Annotated in this window: 18 protein-coding genes; 13 read left to right on the top strand and 5 right to left on the bottom strand. The window is 75.4% G+C overall.

All coding sequences use genetic code 11. The annotated features are described in order from the left end of the window. The first annotated feature begins 43 nt into the window (after positions 1 to 43). From ACFWN3_RS08040 to ACFWN3_RS08010, 7 genes are all read left to right on the top strand, one after another. On the top strand, positions 44 to 901 hold the full coding sequence (locus ACFWN3_RS08040) for a 3-keto-5-aminohexanoate cleavage protein (RefSeq protein ID WP_377645086.1): 858 nt from the start codon (positions 44 to 46) through the stop codon (positions 899 to 901). A gap of 522 nt (positions 902 to 1,423) precedes the next feature. Beyond that, positions 1,424 to 1,933 carry a DUF4395 domain-containing protein gene (locus ACFWN3_RS08035; protein WP_377645084.1) on the top strand — a complete coding sequence of 170 codons (510 nt, stop codon included), beginning with the start codon at positions 1,424 to 1,426 and terminating at the stop codon, positions 1,931 to 1,933. 133 nt (positions 1,934 to 2,066) lie between these two features. Then, on the top strand, positions 2,067 to 2,438 hold the full coding sequence (locus ACFWN3_RS08030) for a helix-turn-helix domain-containing protein (RefSeq protein WP_377645082.1): 372 nt from the start codon (positions 2,067 to 2,069) through the stop codon (positions 2,436 to 2,438). A 75-nt stretch (positions 2,439 to 2,513) separates the two neighbouring features. Next, complete coding sequence (locus ACFWN3_RS08025; protein ID WP_377645080.1) at positions 2,514 to 3,179, top strand: hypothetical protein; 666 nt, start codon at positions 2,514 to 2,516, stop codon at positions 3,177 to 3,179. 197 nt (positions 3,180 to 3,376) lie between these two features. After that, a complete protein-coding gene (locus tag ACFWN3_RS08020; RefSeq protein ID WP_377645078.1) occupies positions 3,377 to 4,423 on the top strand; it encodes an asparaginase in 1,047 nt (348 codons plus the stop codon). Beyond that, entirely contained in the window at positions 4,420 to 4,845 is a 426-nt protein-coding gene (dtd, locus tag ACFWN3_RS08015; RefSeq protein WP_377645076.1) for a D-aminoacyl-tRNA deacylase, read from the top strand. The genes ACFWN3_RS08020 and dtd overlap by 4 nt, the downstream gene beginning before the upstream one ends. A gap of 16 nt (positions 4,846 to 4,861) precedes the next feature. Continuing rightward, a complete protein-coding gene (locus ACFWN3_RS08010) occupies positions 4,862 to 5,182 on the top strand; it encodes a DUF2516 family protein (protein ID WP_377645074.1) in 321 nt (106 codons plus the stop codon). Here the strand turns inward: ACFWN3_RS08010 and ACFWN3_RS08005 are convergent. Then, positions 5,167 to 5,973 carry a class I SAM-dependent methyltransferase gene (locus ACFWN3_RS08005; RefSeq protein ID WP_377645070.1) on the bottom strand — a complete coding sequence of 269 codons (807 nt, stop codon included), beginning with the start codon at positions 5,971 to 5,973 and terminating at the stop codon, positions 5,167 to 5,169. The genes ACFWN3_RS08010 and ACFWN3_RS08005 overlap by 16 nt on opposite strands. A 57-nt stretch (positions 5,974 to 6,030) precedes the next feature. Between ACFWN3_RS08005 and ACFWN3_RS08000 the strand changes: the two genes are divergently transcribed. From ACFWN3_RS08000 to ACFWN3_RS07985, 4 genes are read left to right on the top strand one after another with little or no spacing between them, the layout of a single operon-like run. Further along, entirely contained in the window at positions 6,031 to 6,822 is a 792-nt protein-coding gene (locus tag ACFWN3_RS08000) for a hypothetical protein (RefSeq protein WP_377645067.1), read from the top strand. A gap of 47 nt (positions 6,823 to 6,869) precedes the next feature. Beyond that, complete coding sequence (gene mshA / locus ACFWN3_RS07995; RefSeq protein WP_377645560.1) at positions 6,870 to 8,144, top strand: D-inositol-3-phosphate glycosyltransferase; 1,275 nt, start codon at positions 6,870 to 6,872, stop codon at positions 8,142 to 8,144. After that, complete coding sequence (locus tag ACFWN3_RS07990; RefSeq protein WP_377645065.1) at positions 8,141 to 8,662, top strand: YbjN domain-containing protein; 522 nt, start codon at positions 8,141 to 8,143, stop codon at positions 8,660 to 8,662. Before mshA ends, ACFWN3_RS07990 begins: the two co-directional genes overlap by 4 nt. Before the next feature lie 44 nt (positions 8,663 to 8,706). Beyond that, positions 8,707 to 9,444 carry a phosphoglyceromutase gene (locus ACFWN3_RS07985; protein WP_377645063.1) on the top strand — a complete coding sequence of 246 codons (738 nt, stop codon included), beginning with the start codon at positions 8,707 to 8,709 and terminating at the stop codon, positions 9,442 to 9,444. Between the two features lie 38 nt (positions 9,445 to 9,482). On the opposite strand, the gene ACFWN3_RS07980 is transcribed toward ACFWN3_RS07985, so the two are convergent. The 4 genes from ACFWN3_RS07980 to phoU all read right to left on the bottom strand — a co-directional run bounded on the left by ACFWN3_RS07980 (position 9,483) and on the right by phoU (position 16,104). Then, positions 9,483 to 11,342, bottom strand: coding sequence for a hypothetical protein (locus ACFWN3_RS07980; protein ID WP_377645060.1), 1,860 nt, complete (start codon positions 11,340 to 11,342; stop codon positions 9,483 to 9,485). A 72-nt stretch (positions 11,343 to 11,414) separates the two neighbouring features. After that, the gene (locus ACFWN3_RS07975) at positions 11,415 to 13,349 is read right to left on the bottom strand and encodes a hypothetical protein (RefSeq protein ID WP_377645059.1); all 1,935 of its coding nucleotides are present in this window, start codon (positions 13,347 to 13,349) and stop codon (positions 11,415 to 11,417) included. Between the two features lie 40 nt (positions 13,350 to 13,389). Next, complete coding sequence (locus ACFWN3_RS07970) at positions 13,390 to 15,285, bottom strand: hypothetical protein (protein ID WP_377645057.1); 1,896 nt, start codon at positions 15,283 to 15,285, stop codon at positions 13,390 to 13,392. Between the two features lie 117 nt (positions 15,286 to 15,402). After that, the gene (gene phoU, locus ACFWN3_RS07965) at positions 15,403 to 16,104 is read right to left on the bottom strand and encodes a phosphate signaling complex protein PhoU (protein ID WP_377645055.1); all 702 of its coding nucleotides are present in this window, start codon (positions 16,102 to 16,104) and stop codon (positions 15,403 to 15,405) included. Positions 16,105 to 16,269: 165 nt separating this feature from the next. Between phoU and ACFWN3_RS07960 the strand changes: the two genes are divergently transcribed. Both ACFWN3_RS07960 and ACFWN3_RS07955 read left to right on the top strand, forming a co-directional pair. Further along, positions 16,270 to 17,457, top strand: a complete 1,188-nt coding sequence (locus ACFWN3_RS07960; protein WP_377645053.1) for a sensor histidine kinase — start codon at positions 16,270 to 16,272, stop codon at positions 17,455 to 17,457. Further along, positions 17,454 to 18,134, top strand: coding sequence for a response regulator (locus ACFWN3_RS07955; RefSeq protein WP_377645051.1), 681 nt, complete (start codon positions 17,454 to 17,456; stop codon positions 18,132 to 18,134). Before ACFWN3_RS07960 ends, ACFWN3_RS07955 begins: the two co-directional genes overlap by 4 nt. Positions 18,135 to 18,138 lie beyond the last annotated feature (4 nt).

Genomic DNA, 18,138 nt, shown 5'->3' with positions numbered 1-18,138 from the left:
TCCTCTCGCGCGGGGCGGGTCACGGCGCTGCCATGATGGGCCCATGAGCCCCTCGTCCTCGGCCGGCACCGGCACCCTCATCACCGTCGCGCCCACCGGCGCGGAGCACGCCAAGGCCGACCTTCCCCAGCTGCCGACCACCCTCGACGAGGTCGTCGAGACCGCGGTGCGGTGCCAGGCGGCCGGGGCCTCGCTCATCCACCTGCACGTCCGCGACGGCTCCCACGCGCCCACCCTCGATGCCGGGTTCCTGCGGGCCACGGTCGACGCGGTGCGCGCGGCGACCGACCTCGTGGTCCAGCTGTCGACCGGCGGCTCGGTGCACGACCCGCTCGAGACGCGGCTGACCGTCCTGGACGCCGAGCCCGACTCGTGCTCGCTGACGTGCGGGACGACGAACTTCGGCGACGACGTCTTCCTCAACCCGTGGCCGTTCATGAGCGAGCTGTACGTGCAGGCTCAGGAGCGCGAGGTCGTCCCCGAGTTCGAGCTGTTCGACCTCGGCCACGTCCACGCCCTGGCGCGGCTGCTCGACACCCACGGCCTGCCCTTCGGCGGGAAGGTGCACGTCGACTTCGTCACCGGGGTGCCCGGTGGGATGCCCGCGACGACCGCGGCCCTCATGGCGGGGGTCGCGATGCTGCCGGCCGGGGTGACGTCGTGGTCGGCGACGGGGATCGGCCGAGGTCACCTGCCGGTCATGGCGGCGGCGCTGTCGGCCGGCGGGCACCTGCGCGTCGGGATGGAGGACAACGTCGTGTTCCGCCGGGGACAGGTGGTCGCGCACAACGACGAGCTGGTGGCCCGGGCCGCCGAGCTCGCGACGCTGATGCAGCGGCCGCCGCTGACGTGCGACGAGACCCGCGACCTCCTCGCGATCAAGGACCGCCGCGGGGCCTGACGGACCCCTGTCGCGCGGCCCCCAACGTCCTCCCCGCAACGTGGAGGTAGGCGGGCGGCGCCCGGTACAGGTGGGCGCCCTCGACCCGGCGGTCGTCCGTGGGGGGGTCTGTACGCGACACGTCCGGATGGATCACCCCGTGGGCCACCGCGGATCACCCGACGCGCGAGATCACGCGGTCCAGGGGGTGATCCATCCGTTCGGTTGGTCGGGCTGGGAGGCCGGGCGAGATGACGTGGTCCACCGGGTGATCCATCTGTTCAGTTGGTCGGGCTGGGAGGCCGGGCGAGATGACGTGGTCCACCGGGTGATCCATCTGTTCAGTTGGTCGGGCTGGGAGGCCGGGCGGGGCTGCGGTGGTCCACCGGATGAACCATCTGTTCAGTTGGTCGGGCTGGGAGGTCGGGCGGCGGGGGTGGTCCACGCGGTGATCCATCCGGACGTCCTCGGGCGAGGGTGTCTCTGGCCAAGGGGCGGACGCGAGATGGTGGAGGGGGAATGGCCACTGCATAATTCGTGGTTATGGCTGACATGCGTCGTGCTTTTGGGTTCCCCAAGGTCGTCAACGAGAAGGCCGCCCGCGTGGTGGCCGCGTTCGTCGTGCTCGTCGCCGTGCTCGCCCTGGCGACCGGCTGGCTCTGGCTCGCGGCCGTCCTCGCCGTCGGCTTCGCGCTGCGCGTCGCGGCCGGACCGCGCTACGACCCGTTCGGCCAGCTCGCGACGAAGGTCATCGCGCCGCGGCTCGGCGACCCCGTCCTCGTCGCCGGCGCCCCGAAGCGGTTCGCCCAGGGGGTGGGCCTGCTGTTCACCGCGGGCGCGACCCTCGCCCTCGCGCTCGGCGCCCCCGCGGTGACCGTCGGGCTGCTCGCCGTCCTCGTCGTGTTCGCGGTCCTCGAGAGCGCATTCGGCTTCTGCGCCGGCTGCTGGGTCTTCGGCCACCTCATGCGCTGGGGTCTGGTTCCCGAGGCGATCTGCGTGGAGTGCCAGGACATCACCCTGCGCACCCGCCAGCGCCAGGCCGCCACCGCCTGACGCGCACCTCCCCACGAAGAGCGGGTCCGCGAGGGGCGCGAGGACGTCCGTCCGCCCCTGGGATCCACCGTGTGAGCACCCTCACGCTTGCCTGAGTTTGCATTCCGCTAACTAGAGCAAGCACAATGGACTCGTGAGCAAGAACCCGCTGAACGACCTGGGCAGCAGCCTCGGCGACTACCTGCGCGAGCAGCGCACGGCCGCCCGGCTCTCCCTCCGTCAGCTGTCCGAGCTCGCCGGGGTGTCCAACCCCTACCTGTCCCAGATCGAGCGGGGACTGAAGCGCCCGAGCGCCGAGATCCTGCAACAGCTCGCCAAGGGCCTCGAGGTCTCCGCCGAGAGCCTCTACGTCAAGGCCGGGATCCTCGACGCCGAGGTCACCCACCCCGACACCACCACCGACGTGCGCCGCGCCATCGCCGAGGACGCACACCTCACCGCCCGCCAGAAGAAGGCCCTCCTCGACATCTACGAGTCCTACGTCGAGGACGACCCGCGGGCCTGAGCACCGCCCCCCGCACCCCGCCGACAGCGCCGCCGGCACCAGACACCAGCACCACCCACGAGAAGGAGATCCACCATGCCCGTCCTCCAGGACCTCAAGGTCGACACCACCCCGTTCTACGCCGCCGTGGGCGCCACCGACCTCGTCGTCGAGCGCGTCCGTGAGGCCCGCGTGCGCGCCGAGGCCGCCCGCGTCCGCGCCGAGAAGGTCGCCGTCGACTTCGACCCGACCGCCATCGCCGGCCAGGTCAAGGAGCTCCCCGCCCTCGCCCTCAACCAGACCCTCGTGGTCGGCGGCAAGGTCGTCGAGTCCTACGAGAGCCTCGCCACCCGTGGCAAGGGCCTCGTGACCCGCCTGCGGACGCAGCAGTCGACCAAGGACCTCGTCGCCCAGGCCGAGACCACCGTCGCCCAGGCCAAGGGTGCGGTCACCACCGCCCGCAAGGCCGCCGCCGACATCGAGCGCTCCGCCAAGGCCACCATCACCACCGGTCGCAGCGAGGCCGCCCGCGTCGCGTCCATCGTCGCCGGCACCGTCGTCGAGACCACCGAGGCCGCGGCCACCGAGGTCGAGACCTCCGTGAAGAACACCCGCACCGCCGCCAAGCGCACGACCACGACGGCGAAGAAGGCCACGAAGAAGACGACCGCGTCGGCCAAGGCCGCCACGACGAGCGCCCGCAAGACCGCGGCCGCCGCCGAGAAGGCCACCGAGAAGGCCGCCGCCAAGGTCGGCGACTGACCTCTCCACCTCGGTCGGGTTCGCCCGACCGTCCCGGTCCCGGGCTCCCCTCCCGGTGACCACCCCGACGACCGGGGCCGTGCTCTCGCCCGGCCCCGGTCGTTCGCGTTCCCGCACGGAACCGGCCGGGGGACGCCGTGAGGACGCCCTGAGGACGCGGTGAGGCCGAGCGGCACCGCGCGGGTAGCGTCGCCCCCGTGCCCGAACAGCCCACAGCGACCCGCAGCCTCCCGACCCCGCCGGCCCTGGCCGACGCGCCCGTGCTGGCCCACGTGGTGCGCGGGGGCGTCGTCGAGTCGGTCCACCGCGCGAGCGTCGCGGTCACCGGTCCCGAGGGCGACGTCCTCCACGCGTGGGGGTCGGTGACCGACCCGGTCTTCCCGCGGTCGTCGAACAAGCCGCTCCAGGGCGTCGCGATGCTGCGCGCCGGGCTCACCCTGCCCCCGCACCAGCTCGCCCTCGCCTGTGCGAGCCACTCCGCCGAGCCCTTCCACCTCGACGCCGTACGCGAGATGCTCACCGCCGCCGGGCTCACCGAGGCCGACCTGCAGAACACCCCCGACCTGCCCTACGACGCCGACGAGCGCGACATCTGGATCGCCGCCGGTCACGTCGCCCGGCCCCTCGCCCAGAACTGCTCCGGCAAGCACGCCGCGATGCTCGCGACGTGCCTCGTCAACGGCTGGGACCCCACGACCTACCGCGAGGTCGACCACCCGCTCCAGCAGGCCATGGCCCGCACCATCGAGGACCTCGCCGGCGAGCCGGTGGCGGCCACCGCGGTCGACGGCTGCGGCGCCCCCGTCATGGCGATCAGCCTCGCCGGGCTCGCCCGCGCCTTCGGCCGGGTGGCCGCCGCGGGGCCCGGTACCCCCGAGGGCGACGTCGCCGCCGCCGTCCGGGCCCACCCGGAGTACCTCGGCGGCACCCGCCGCGACGTCACGGCGCTGATCCGGGGGACCGAGGGCGCCATCGCCAAGGACGGCGCCGAGGCCGTCTACGCCGTGGGCCTGGCCGACGGGCGCGGCGTCGCCCTCAAGATCGCCGACGGCGCCCAGCGGGCCCGACCCGTCGTCCTCGCGGCGGTGCTGCGCCGGCTCGGGGTCGAGTCCACCGCGTACGGGCGCCTCGAGGACGCCCCGGTCCTCGGCCACGGCGCCCCCGTGGGCGCCCTCGTCGTCGTCGGCATCGACGGCGCAGACGACCTCGCCGCCCCCGACGGCCCCGCCGCCCCCGACGCATGAGGGCCGTCCTCCAGCGCGTCTCGCGCGCCAGCGTCACCGTCGAGGGCGAGGTCGTCGGCGCGATCGACCGGCCGGGCCTGCTCGCCCTCGTCGGCGTCACCCACGACGACGGCCCCGAGCAGGTCGCGACGATGGCCCGCAAGATCGCCGACCTGCGCATCCTCGAGGACGAGCGCTCGGTGTGCGACGTCGGCGCCCCCGTCCTCGTCGTCAGCCAGTTCACCCTCTACGCCGACACCCGCAAGGGCCGGCGCCCGTCGTGGAACGCCGCCGCCCCGGGCCCCGTGGCCGAGCCCGTCGTCGACCGGGTCGTCGAGGCGCTGCGGGCCCGCGGGGTCGAGGTCGCGACGGGCCGGTTCGGCGCCCACATGGACGTCGAGCTCGTCAACGACGGCCCCGTCACCATCGTCCTCGACGTCTGACGCCTAGGCTCTCCCCATGCAGCTGCTCTACGACCTCCAGGAGTGGATCGTCCTCGGTCTGTCCGTCGCGGCCCTCGGGGTCGAGGCGTGGGCGCTCGTCGACTGCGTGCGCCGCCCCTCCGACGCCTTCGAGGCCGCCGGCAAGCGGACCAAGCCCTTCTGGCTCGTCGTCACCGTCGTGGCGGCGCTGCTCGGGGTCGTCTCGATCGGCGCGATCCCGGGCCTGCTCGGCATCGTGGGGATCATCGGCGCCGGGGTCTACCTCGCCGACGTCCGCCCCGCCCTCGACCAGGTCATGGGCCGCGGGCGCACCGAGGGGCCCTACGGCCCCTGGTGAGGCGCGACGGCGTCCCACGCCACGGTCAGCTCCCCGAGCCGCCAGCGTGAGGGCCCGTCGAGAAGCGGCCACCCCGCGTCGCGCAGGGACGACGCCGTGGTGAGGAAGCGCTGCCGCACCCCGTAGGACGCCTGCGGCGCCGCGCGCGCCCACGCCGCGTCGAGCTCCGCGAGGAGCCGGTGCACCCCTTCGCCGGGGACGTTGCGGTGGATGAGCGCCTTCGGCAGCCGCTCCGCCACGACGCCCGGACGCTCCAGCCCGCGCAGCCTCCAGCTGAGCGAGAGGCTGACCGGCCCGGACTCCTCCACGGCCACCCACGTCGAGAGGCGCCCGAGCTCGTCGCACGTGCCGTCGACGAGCAACCCGTCGGGGGCGAGCCGCGCGGCCGTCGTCGCCCAGGCCGCGGCGACCTCCGACTCGTCGTACTGGCGCAGCACGTTGAACGCCCGGACGACGACCGGCCGCGCCCCGCCCTCCAGCGGCACCTCGAAGCCGCCGCGCCGGAACGACAGGCCGGGCCGCTCGAGCAGCCGCCCGGCGGCCACCCGGACCGGGTCGATCTCGATCCCCACGACCTCGACGTCGGGGCGCACCCGCCGCAGCCGCTCGTGCAGCTCGACGGCCGTGACGGGGGAGGCGCCGTACCCGAGGTCGACCACCACCGGCGGACCGTCCCGGTGCCGGCGCAGCCGCCAGGCCTGCGGACCGGCGAACCAGCGGTCGCAGCGGCGCAGCCGGTTGGGGTTCGTCGTCCCCCGGGTGATGACCCCCACGGGTCGCTGCTGCGCCACCGCCCCAGCGTAGGTCCGGCGGCCCTCGCTCCCAGCCGCCCGTCATACGCTGAGCGGGTGGTCGACTGGATCCGCAGACGGGCGCGCGACGGCGAGGTGAGCCTCTCGATGGTCGCGCTCGTCCTGTCGTGCGTGGCCGCCCTCGGCCTCGGCCTGACCTCGTGGGTCCCGAAGGCCCTCGACCGCGACGTGGGCATCGCCGACGTCGAGCCGGGGCTGCTCGAGGTGGCCCAGGGGGCCCGTGGCGTCCAGTCGCTCGGGGCAGGGCTGTCGGTCACCCTCTACGACTCGGGGTTCCGGCTCTCCCGCGACAGCGTCGTCCTCGCCGACACCGTGACGCGGGGCGCGCCGGTCACCGTCGTCATGGGCTCCCTCGTCGAGACGGGCGAGCGCGACCGCGAGGTCGTCACCTCCGAGCTCTCGCACGTCCGCATCGACGCCGTGCGCCGGGTCAAGGACACCGTCCTCTACAGCGGCGTCGTCCACGACGACGTGCGCAGCATGCCCCTGCGCATCGAGTTCGAGCCGATCGACGGACGCATCCGGATGGACGCCGCCGTCCCGGGAGCCGACATGGTCGCCATCCACCTCGACTGGCGACCGGCGACGACCGGCATCGCCCCCGCCCTGCCCGAGCGCAACCTCAAGGAGCGCGCGTACTGGGTCGACCCCTCGGTCGTCGAGCAGCCCGCGTTCACCTGGGTGCTCGGCACCGACGTGTCGATCGGTCCGGTGCAGGTGCCCCGCGCCGTCGACCTGCGCCAGGACGGCCGCATCGCCGTCCACGTCTGGGCCCCACGGTGCGTGGTGACCGTCACCGACACCCCCCGTGACCCCGTGACAGAGTAGGAACCGTGAGCACCCCCGACGCCGCGCCGACCCCCCGCCGGGTCGCGATGGTCTCGGTCCACACCTCCCCGCTGGCCCAGCCGGGGCAGGGCGACGCCGGCGGCATGAACGTCTACGTCCTCGAGGTCTCGCGCCAGCTCGCGCGGCGCGGCATCGAGGTCGACCTGTTCACCCGCACGACGACCGCCACGCATCCTACGGTCGTCGAGGTCGAGCCGGGTGTCGTCGTCCGGCACGTCGCCGCCGGCCCGTACGAGGGCCTGTCGAAGGAGGACCTGCCCGGGCAGCTCTGCGCCTTCGCCGCCGGGATGATGCGCGTCGCGGCCCACGCCCCGCCGGGGTACTACGACCTCGTCCACTCGCACTACTGGCTCTCGGGCCAGGTGGGGTGGCTCGCCGCCGACCGCTGGGGCGTCCCCCTCGTCCACACGATGCACACGATGGCGCGGGTCAAGAACCTGCACCTCGCCGACGGGGACGAGCCCGAGCCCCGCGGCCGTGAGATCGGCGAGGCGCAGGTCGTCGAGGCCGCCGACCGGCTCGTCGCCAACACCGACCGCGAGGCGAGCGAGCTCGTCGACCTCTACGGCGCCGACCCGGCCCGCGTCGCCGTCGCCGAGCCCGGGGTCGACCTCGCCGTCTTCACGCCGGGGTCGGTCGCCGAGGCCCGGGCCGCCGTGGGCCTGCCGGCCGACGCCGTGGTCCTGGGGTTCGTCGGCCGGATCCAGCCGCTGAAGGCGCCCGACGTCCTCATCCGGGCGGCGGCCGAGATGGTGCGCCGCGACCCGGCACTGCGCTCGCGGCTCGTCGTCGCCGTCCTCGGGGGCGACAGCGGCGCCGCGGTCCGCTCGCCGATGGGCCTGCCCGAGCTCGCCGCCCGGCTGGGCGTCGCCGACCTCGTGCGCTTCGTCCCTCCGGTCGACCGTCCCACGCTCGCCCAGTGGTACCGCGCGGCCGATGTCGTCGCGGTCCCGTCGCACAGCGAGTCCTTCGGCCTCGTCGCCGTCGAGGCCCAGGCGTGCGGTACGCCCGTCGTCGCGACGAACACCGGTGGCCTGCCCACCGCCGTGGGCGCGGGCGGCATCCTCGTCGACGGCCACGACACGGCCGACTGGGCCTCCGCCCTCTCGCGCGTCGCCCTGCGCCCCGACCTGCGGGCCGGGCTGTCGCGCGCGGCCACCGAGCACGCCGCCGGGTTCGGCTGGGCCCGCACCGCCGAGCGGCTGGCCGGGGTCTACGCCGACGCCATGGCGCGGCCCCGGGAGGCGTCGATCAACGACGCCGAGCTGCTCACCGGGATCCCGCAGGCGGTCATCCCGTGACCGACGTCCGCAGCGACGTCGCGGCCACGGTCGAGGCGTTCCTCGAGGAGTCGGGGCTCGAGTGGGAGGTCGGCGCGCGCCCCGAGGAGTACGTCGTCTCGCTGCCGGGGGAGAAGAAGCTCAAGACCGTCGTCTCCCTCGTCGTGGCCGACACCGGGCTGTCGGCCTCGGCCTTCGTCGTGCGCAACCCCGACGAGAACCACGAGGAGGTCTACCGCTTCCTCCTGCGCCGCAACCTCCGCCTGCCCGGGCTCGCCTACGCGGTGGACCGGTCCGGCGACGTCTACGTCACGGGTCGGATCCCGGCGGCCGGCGTCACCGCGGAGCAGGTCGACCAGCTCCTCGGGGTCGTCCTCGGCGCCGCTGACGAGCCGTTCAACGAGCTGCTCGTCATGGGCTTCATCACCTCGATGCACAAGGAGTGGGAGTGGCGGGTCTCGCGCGGCGAGAGCCTGCGCAACCTCGAGGCCTTCCGCCACCTCCTCGAGCGCCCGGGGGACCCCGCGCCCACGGACTGACGGGCCCCGGCCACGTCGCCGCGCCGGTGGCTAGGCTGGCGAGCATGACGGCACACACGCTCATCCTGCTGCGCCACGGCGAGTCCGACTGGAACCAGAAGAACCTCTTCACCGGCTGGGTCGACGTCGACCTCACCGACAAGGGCCGTGCCGAGGCGGTGCGCGGGGGCCAGCTGATGAAGGACGCGGGCCTGCTGCCCGACGTCGTGCACACCTCCGTCCTGCGCCGCGCCATCACCACGGCCAACCTCGCCCTCGACGCCGCCGACCGGCACTGGATCCCGGTGCGGCGCAGCTGGCGCCTCAACGAGCGGCACTACGGCGCCCTCCAGGGCCTCGACAAGGCGGCCACCCGCGACAGGTACGGCGACGAGCAGTTCATGCTCTGGCGCCGCAGCTTCGACACCCCGCCGCCGCCCATCGACGCCGGCAGCGAGTTCGACCAGACCGGCGACCCGCGCTACGCCGGCGTCGACGTGCCCCTCACCGAGTGCCTCAAGGACGTCATCCCGCGGATGATGCCGTACTGGGAGAACGAGATCCGTGCCGACCTCACGGACGGTCACACCGTCCTCGTCACGGCGCACGGCAACTCGCTGCGGGCCCTCGTCAAGCACCTCGACGGGATCAGCGACGACGACATCGCGGGCCTGAACATCCCCACCGGCATGCCGCTCGTCTACCGCCTCGACGAGGGCTTCGCGCCCACCGGACCGGGCGAGTACCTCGACCCCGAGGCGGCCGCCGAGGCCGCCGCCGCGGTCGCCAACCAGGGCCGCTAGCCGGAGGCCGCCGGACCGAGGCCGCCGGACCGAGGGCGTCAGACCAGCGCCGAGGACCTCGGGGGCACCCCGAGGAAGAGGCGCGCGCCCGCGGCGTCCTCGAGGAGGAGGCGGTACCGCGCCTCCTGGCGCGCGTCGGGGACGGTGAGGACGGCCGTGCCGTCGAGGCAGCGCACCCGTCGCGTCACGGCACGGTCGCCCGAGGTCGAGCTGAGGAGGCGCGCCCGTGCGGCCCCGGGCGCGACGACGAGGAAGCGCTCGGTCCGGCTGCTCGTCGGGAGGGTGACGAGGACCGGCCCGTCGACCTCCGCGGTGGCGACGACCGACGCCTCCTCGGCGTCGAACGCCCCGGCCCGGCTCCGCCCGGCGTCGGTCACCCGCACGGACCGCACGACGGCGTCGTCCGGGGTGCGGGTGTGGACGACGAGGACCCGACCGGACCCGCTGCCCGGCGCGGCCGCGTCGGGGTCGAGGACGCCGGCGGTGGCGCGGCTGTCGACGACGACGCGCGTGCTGAGCAGCCCTCCGGGGATGCCGGTGAGCTCGGCGACGAGGTCGCGGCGGGAGTCGGCGAACACCGACGCCGGCGCCTGCGGGAGGACGAGGTGGCGGGCCTCGGGGGTGCCCGCCGGGACGCCCTGGTAGCCACCGGCGCTGACGATGGTGGCGGGACCGAGGCCGCGACCCACGAGCTCGACCCCGACGCCGGCGGCGAGCGGCAGCGGGGTGAACGAGCGGACCGAGCCGCCGGCCGGGTTCGGCGTGACGACGGCGGCGTAGTGCGCGGCCTCGAGCGTCGGCGGTGCGAGGACGAGCAGCGCGTCGCCGACGTCCTGGGCGACGACGAGGGCGACGACGTCACGCACCCCGGAGAGGGCGTCGCGGGCCAGCGGCACCCGCGCCAGGCTCGCCGGGGGCGCCCCCCGCGGGCCCGTCCACACGACGACGCGGACGCCGGGCCGCCCGGAGATGTCGGCGGGGGAGGCGACGACGACGGTCCGGTCGCCCACGACGTCGGCGTAGAGCAGGCGGGACCCGCTGGGGGCGTCCCTGATGACGAGGGCCCGCACGTCGGCGTCGTCCGCGAGGCGTCCGCGGGCCGGCCACCGCCGCGTCGTGTCCCACGCGGGGTCGTCGGCTGGAAGCCCGGTGGGCCCGGGCCGTGGCCCGCCCCCGCCGATCCCGGAGGCCACCCACCACGCGGCTCCGGCGAGCCCGGCGGCGGCGGCCCCGCCGAGGAGCAGCCGGCGCCGGTGCAGCCCGGAGGCCCGGTCCGCGACGAGGGCGGCGGGGTCCGGTGGGTCGTCCTGGCGGCCGAGCAGGACCCCGACGGCGTCGTCGAGGTCGCGCTCGAGCAGCCACGGCGCGGGGTCGAGCCCGGCGGCGCGGCGGGTGTCGTCGTGCGCCCGGGTCAGGCGGCGGGTGACGTCCCGGTCGCGGACGGTCACCTCGGCCCGTGGTCGGCCGAGGAGGCGGGCGACCTCCATCGCGTCGGCGTCCCAGCTGACCCGGGACGCGACGAGGGCCCGGCCGAGCGGGTCGAGGTCGCGGATCTCCGCGGCGAGCGCCCGCACCCCGGGGTCGTCCTCGCCGTCGAGCCCGAGGTCGCCGTCGAGCCCAAGGTCGCCGACGGGCGCCGGGACACCCGACGTCGCGCCGACGTCGCGTGGACGCCGTTCTGCCGCACCGACGGCCGCGACGAGGAGTGCCGCCCGGGCCTGCTCGCCGGGGCGCCCGTCCTCGAGCGCCGCGGTCCAGCGGGAGGACAGCGCGGCGAGGACGTCGGTGGTGACCCGTCGGGCCGTGTCGGCGTCGTCGGTGACGACCCGCGCGACCGCCTCGAGCTCGGGCCAGCGCGCGAGGACGAACTCGCGGTGGTCGGCCTCGGTCGTGGTCACCCGCCCAGTGTCACACCGGGGCCGACGCGTCCGGGCGGTCCGCCGGCGAGGACCTCGACGACGGTCGAGGCCTCAGAACCCGAACAGCCACATCGGCTCGACCGGCACGTCGTCGAAGAGGGTGCGTCCCCTCGCGTCACGGGCGACGACCTTGAGGGAGGAGGCGAGGTCGGCGTTGACGAGGTTGAGGACGACGGCGTCGCGGCCGTTCGTCCGCGCGACCTTCGACACGGGGTACCCGTCGGGGCTCACCGAGATCAGCTGCACGCGCTCGGCGCCCGGGGCGACGACGAGGTAGCGGCCGACGTTGGAGCGCAGGTCCTCCACGCGGGTGACGATGGGGTCGTCGAGGTGCTCCTCGGGCGTGATGGCGGCGGACCGGAAGAGCATGGCGCCGCTGTTCTCCACGGCGTCGTCGGCGAGGTCGGTGACGGCGGCGGACGTCAGCAGGGTCCCGTTCGGCAGCCGGGTCCGGACCACGACGACCCGGGACCTGCCCTGCTCCCTGGCGAACACGCGGACGGGGAGCGTCTCGTCGACGGTGACGGTCGTCGTCATCCGGGTGGCGGGGATGCCCGTCACGGTCGAGACGAGCCGCTGCGCGCCGGCGGCGAGGGACTCCGGGGTGAGCTCGCCCCCATCGAGCTCGGCGAAGGGCGCGATCGTGCTCGCCGGGGGCTGCTCCCGTCCGGCGGTGCGCACCCGCAGGGCCGGTCCGAGGGGCCCGTCGAGGACGGTCGCGGCGACCCCGTCGACGAGGGGCAGCGGGCTCCACGTCCGGTCGACGCTGCCGTCGGGCTGCGGCTCGATGACGCGCGACACCTCGGCGGTCGGCACGGTCGGCGTCGTGAGGACGACGAGGACCGAGCTCGGGGACTCCGACGGTCCGTCGGGCAGGCTCACGGCGACGAGGTCGTCGATCCCGTAGATGCCGCTCATCGCGAGGTTCGCCATCTGCAGCGAGCGCACGTCCTGCCCCCGGGCCCCGGTCCAGACGGTGAGCTCGGTGCCGTCCATGTCGACCGGCCCCGGGTACGAGCCGATGACGACGCGCAGCGTCCCGACGTCGCCCGCCCACAGGACGCGGCTGCCGAAGGGGCCGTTGGACTGCACGAGGGCCAGCGTCCGGGGGTCCCGTCCCAGCGGTCCACGCGCCGACCAGGTGGCGGTGCGCCTCCAGCTCGGGTCCTGGGGCCCGGGCGGCGGCTTCGGACGCGCGGGGGCGGGCGGGGGGTCGGCGCGCAGCCCGACGGCCGCACCGGTGCCGACCAGCGTGGCGGCGGCCACCCCGCCGAGGACGAGGTGCCGACGCCGCACCCCGCCCGACCGCTGCGTCACCAGGGCCGTGGGATCGGGCGGGTCGCCCTGGCCGCGGAGGATCTCGGTGACGGCGTCCTCGAGGTCGCCGTCGCGGCCGCGCCAGTCGCCGCCGGTCCCGAGGCCGGCGCGGGCCCGGGCCTCGGTCCGCACCACCGACACCCGCTCGAGGAGCGCAGCCTCCCGGCCGGCGAGCTCTCCGTGCGGGCGTCCGAGGAGGTGGGCCACCTCGTGCGAGCGCAGCTCCCACACGACACGGGCCGCGACGAGGGCGCGGTCGAGGGGGTCGGACGCGGCGAGGACGTCGAGGACGGCGAGGACGACCTCGTCGGGCGCCTCGTCGTCCTCCCACGGCAGGGCCGACGGCACGGCCGGCGGCACGGCCGGCGGACCGGCAGGTCCGGCTGGTGCAGGGCCGGGAGCGGCGCGACGGCCGGGGAGCCGGACGCCCGCGGCCCGTGCCGGCCGTGCGGCGGCCAGCGCGGCGGTGAGGAGGGCGCGGCGGGCCTCCTCACCGGGGCGCCCCTCCTCGACGGTGCGGCGCCACCGGGTCGCGAGGTCGGCGAGGGCGGCGGTCGTCGCCGAGCGGGCGCGGTCGGGGTCGAGGACGACGACGCGCGCCACCGCCTCGAGGTCGGGCCAGCGGGCGTCGACGAAGGCGGTGAAGTCCTCGTCGACCACGGTGCTCACCGGGTCAGTGTCACACCGGACGCGGCCGTGGCGGCAGGGGTCAGCCGAAGCGCGGCCACATGTCGTTGGGGTCGCGGCGGCCGAACAGCTGGCGCCACGAGCCGAGCCTCCTGCCGTCCTCGTCCCAGAGGACGAGCCGGTACACCGCGGCCTGGCGCGCGTTGACGACCTCGAGGATCGCGGTGCCGCCGGTGACGGGGACGACCTCCGACACCGGGTACGACGACGACGTCACGGCGAGCAGCTGGGCCTTCGCGGCGCCGGGCGCGACGACGAGGAAGCGCCCGATCTCGGCGCGCATCGGGGGCAGCCGGACCGCGAACGGCTTGCGGACGTCCTCGACCGAGATGGGCCGGGCGGTCTCGAGGTCGGCGGACCCCACCCTCGCCCGCCCGTCGTCGCGGACCCGCACGGTGCGCAGGAGCGACCCGTCGTCGAGTCGGGTGTGGACCACGACGACCTCGCCGGGGCCCGGTTGCGCGACCACGACCCACGGGGCCAGGACGTCTCCCGGCACCGTGGCCTCGAGGGCGATCTCGCTCGTCATCGTGTCCGGGGGGCGGCCGCAGGCGGCGGCGACGAAGGGCGCGACGGCCTCGACGAGCGCGGTCGACGGGTCGGTCTCCGCCGCCCGCGTCGTCCCGAGGGTGACCCGCTGGGGCCCCGCCGGGGGACCGTCGAACGGGCCGAGCCGGACGCGCAGGGCCGGGCCCGGCGGCCGGCGCAGCCCCACGGTCGACACCCCGTCGATGAGGCCGACCTCGCGCCACTGCCGCCGGACGCCGCCGGCCCGGGTGTAGGTGACGAGCGGCGAGTAGGCGCAGCGGAGCACCTGGGGTCGGGAGAGGAGGAGCAGCAGCCCGTGCGTGCCGGAGGTGCTCGGCAGGGAGAGCGCCACGGCGTCGTCGGCGTCCTCGATCTCCTCGACCCGCAGGGGCACCTCGCTGAGCGCCGCGACCCCCGCCCCGCGCGCGCCCGCCCACACCCGCACCGTCGTCGAGCCCTCGCGGGACAGGTCGCGTCGGGCCACGACGACCCGCAGGTCCTCGGCGTCGCCGGCCCAGAGGAGGGTGGCGCCGGGGTCACGGGCCTCGACGAGGGCCCGCACCGCGGGGTCGCGGGCGAGGGTGCCGCGGGCCGTCCACGTGCGGGTCGAGGCCCACGACGGGTCGCCCGCCGGCGGGACGGGACGGTCGGCGGGAACAGCCGGGGTGTCGGGGACGACCGTGCTCCCGACGGCCCACGCGCCGGCGGCGAGGCCGGCGGCGGCGGTGCCCCCGAGGACGAGGGAGCGGCGCCGCAGCCGTCCGGCGGCCCCGGCGACGAGCGCGGCGGGGTCGGGGGGCTCGTCGAGGTCGCGCAGCAGGTGGCCGATGGCGTCGCCGGTGTCGTGGTCGAGGGCCCAGCGCGCGGGGTCGAGCCCGGCGGCGGCCCGGGCGTCGTCGTGGGCGGAGCCGAGCCGCCGGCGCACGGACGCCGCGGCCTCGTGCACCGGGCCCGCCGGCCGGTCGAGGAGGTGGGCGACCTCGTCGGGCCCGGCGTCCCAGACCTCCTGGGCCGCGAGGACGGCCCGCTCGAGCGGGTCGGCGGCCCGCAGCGCGGCGACGAGGGCGAGGACGACCGGGTCGTCACCGGCCACGTCCTCCCACGGGACGGCCGAGGGCACCGCCGGCTGGTCGGCCGCCGAGGCCGCGACCGGCGCGGGTCCCCGGCGGGGCGCCGACCCGAGGGCGGCCACGAGGAGGTCGTGACGGGAGCGCTCGGCCGGCCGGCCGTCCTCGACCGCCTCGGACCAGTGCCGGGCCATCCCGACGAGGACCTCGCTCGTGAGCCGGCGGGCCACCTCGGGGTCGAGGGTGACGACGTGGGCGACCGACTCGAGGTCGGGCCACCGGGCGGCGACGAACTCGCGGACGTCGTCATCCACGAAGGTCACCCCGCCAGTGTCACACCGCGACCGGGCGGTGGGGAGGGCCCGGGTCGACCCGGTCGCACCGTCGAACCCGGATCGGACGCGGTCGTCGGCGTCGCCGGGGCTGTCGGCCGGGAGAGGTCAGCCCCGGTGGAGGACCGGGGCGTCGTCCTCGGCGTCCTCGTGGCTGGACTCGCTGCGCGGGTCGAGCTCGCCGGTGACGAGCCAGATGACCCGGTGACCGACGCTGACCGCGTGGTCGGCGAAGCGCTCGTAGTAGCGGGCGAGGAGGGTGATGTCGACCGCCGCCTCGGTCCCGTGCTGCCAGCCGCCACCGGTCACCCGGGCGATGAGCTCGCGGTGCAGCTCGTCCATCGCGTCGTCGTCGCGCTCGATCTCCTGGGCGGCGACGAGGTCGCGGGCGGCGATGACCGACCCGGCCTTCTCGACGATGCGCTCGGCGACCTGGCCCATCTGGAGGATCGTCGCCCGCAGCTCGGCCGGCACGGCCGACTCGGGGTAGCGCAGGCGGGCGACCTTGGCGACGTGGCGCGCGAGGTCGCCCATCCGCTCGATGTCGCTGCTCATCCGCATGCTCGTGACGATGACCCGCAGGTCGGTCGCGACGGGCTGCTGGCGGGCCAGGAGGTCGAACGACATGAGGTCGAGCTCGGCACGCCGCGAGTCGATCTCGGCGTCGGCGGCGATGACGGAGTCGGCGAGGTGGATGTCGGCGTCGAGGAGGGCGGTCGTCGCGCGGTTCATCGCGGAGGCGGCGAGGTGCGTCATCTCGACGAGGGTCTCGGCGACCCGGTCGAGCTCCTCGTGGAAGGCCTTGCGCATCAGTGGGGTGTCCTTCGGTGCTGGTCGTGCTCGAGTGCGGCCTCCGGCACTGTGGCAGCCCGCGGTGAACCGGAGGCGCACCGACGGTGAACATCTGGAGGTCCCCCCGCCCGGGGGCCGTCGGGTGCGCCGGAGCGCCGTGGTGCGGGCCGTACGCTGGCGGACGTGGACCCTGTGCTCGCGGCGACCCTCGGCGGGGCGGTCGGCCTCGTCATCGGGGCGGTGGCCGTCGTCGCGTCGCGCTGGTCCGAGCGCAGCACCGCCGACGCCGATGCCGACGAGGCGCCCCTGCCCCGGGGCGTCGGCGAGGTGCTGTCGGTCCTGCGCTCCATCGCCGTCGTCCTCGACGCCAGCGACGCCGTCGTCAACACCTCGGCGTCGGCGGTCAGCTACGGGCTCGTCCGGCACGGCGAGCTCGTCCACAGCGAGCTGCGCCACCTCGCCCGGCAGGTCCGGCGCGACGGCATGATCCGCGAGGCCGAGCTCGACCTCACCCGCGGCCCCAACACCGACGCCAGCGCCGTCATGCGGGTGCGCGTCGCCCCGCTGGCGGTCTCGCACGTCCTCGTCCTCGCCGAGGACCACACCCAGGCCCGTCGCGTCGAGGAGGTCCGCCGCGACTTCGTCGCCAACGTCAGCCACGAGCTCAAGACCCCGGTCGGCGGGATCTCCCTGCTCGCCGAGGCCGTCCTCGACGCCAAGGAGGACCCCGTCGCCGTCGAGCGCTTCGCCCAGCGGATCATGGTCGAGTCCTCGCGGCTCACCCGCCTCGTCCAGGAGATCGTCGACCTCTCCCGCCTCCAGGTCGCCGACACCCTCCACGAGCCCGAGCTCGTCGACATCGGGGTCGTCGTCGCCGAGGCCGTCGACCGGGTCCGCGTCGGGGCCGAGTCGCGCGACATCGAGCTCGCGGTGCTCGCCGAGGACGGGCTGCGCGTCTTCGGCGACGGCGAGCTGCTGACGACCGCGGTGACCAACCTCGTGACGAACGCGGTGAACTACAGCGGGTCCGGCACCCGGGTCGGCGTGGGGGCTCGACGGTCGGGCGACGCCGTCGAGGTGACCGTCACCGACCAGGGCGTCGGCATCCCGGCCACCGAGCAGGAACGGATCTTCGAGCGCTTCTACCGCGTCGACGAGGCGCGCTCGCGGGCCACCGGCGGCACCGGCCTCGGGCTCGCCATCGTCAAGCACATCAGCAACAACCACGGGGGTGAGGTGGGCGTCTGGAGCCAGGAGGGACGCGGCTCGACGTTCACGATGACGCTTCCCGCGGCGGCCGACCGGCCGATCGCGGACGACGACGCCGGCCGACCACGGCCGGCGCCCAGCGAGGAGAGAAGCTCCGCATGACCCGCATCCTGATCGTCGAGGACGAGGTGTCGTTCTCGGACCCGTTGTCCTACCTCCTGTCCAAGGAGGGGTACGAGGTGTCGGTGGCCGAGAACGGGAACGACGCGCTCACCGAGTTCGACGCCGCCGGCGCCGACCTCGTCCTCCTCGACCTCATGCTCCCCGGGCTGTCCGGGGTCGACGTGTGCCGGGCCCTGCGCCAGCGCTCGAACGTCCCCGTCATCATGCTCACCGCCAAGGACAGCGAGATCGACAAGGTCGTCGGTCTGGAGCTGGGCGCCGACGACTACGTCACCAAGCCCTACTCCTCGCGAGAGCTGCTGGCCCGGATCAAGGCCGTGCTGCGCCGGCTCGCCGAGCCCGAGGAGCTCCTCCCCACGACCCTCGAGGCCGGTCCGGTCCGGATGGACGTCGAGCGCCACGTCGTCACGGTGCGCGGCGCCCAGGTCTCGCTGCCGCTCAAGGAGTTCGAGCTCCTCGAGATGCTGCTGCGCAACACCGGCCGGGTGCTCACCCGGATGCAGCTCATCGACCGGGTGTGGGGCAGCGACTACGTCGGCGACACCAAGACCCTCGACGTCCACATCAAGCGGCTGCGCGCCAAGGTCGAGGACGACCCGGGCACGCCGGCGCACATCCTCACCGTGCGGGGCCTGGGCTACAAGTTCGAGGCCTGAGGGC

The organism is Oryzobacter terrae (assembly GCF_042756445.1).
Classification (GTDB): domain Bacteria; phylum Actinomycetota; class Actinomycetes; order Actinomycetales; family Dermatophilaceae; genus Oryzobacter; species Oryzobacter terrae.
The sequence above is the reverse complement of the archived record's forward strand: the minus strand, read 5'-3'. Positions and strand labels throughout refer to the sequence as shown.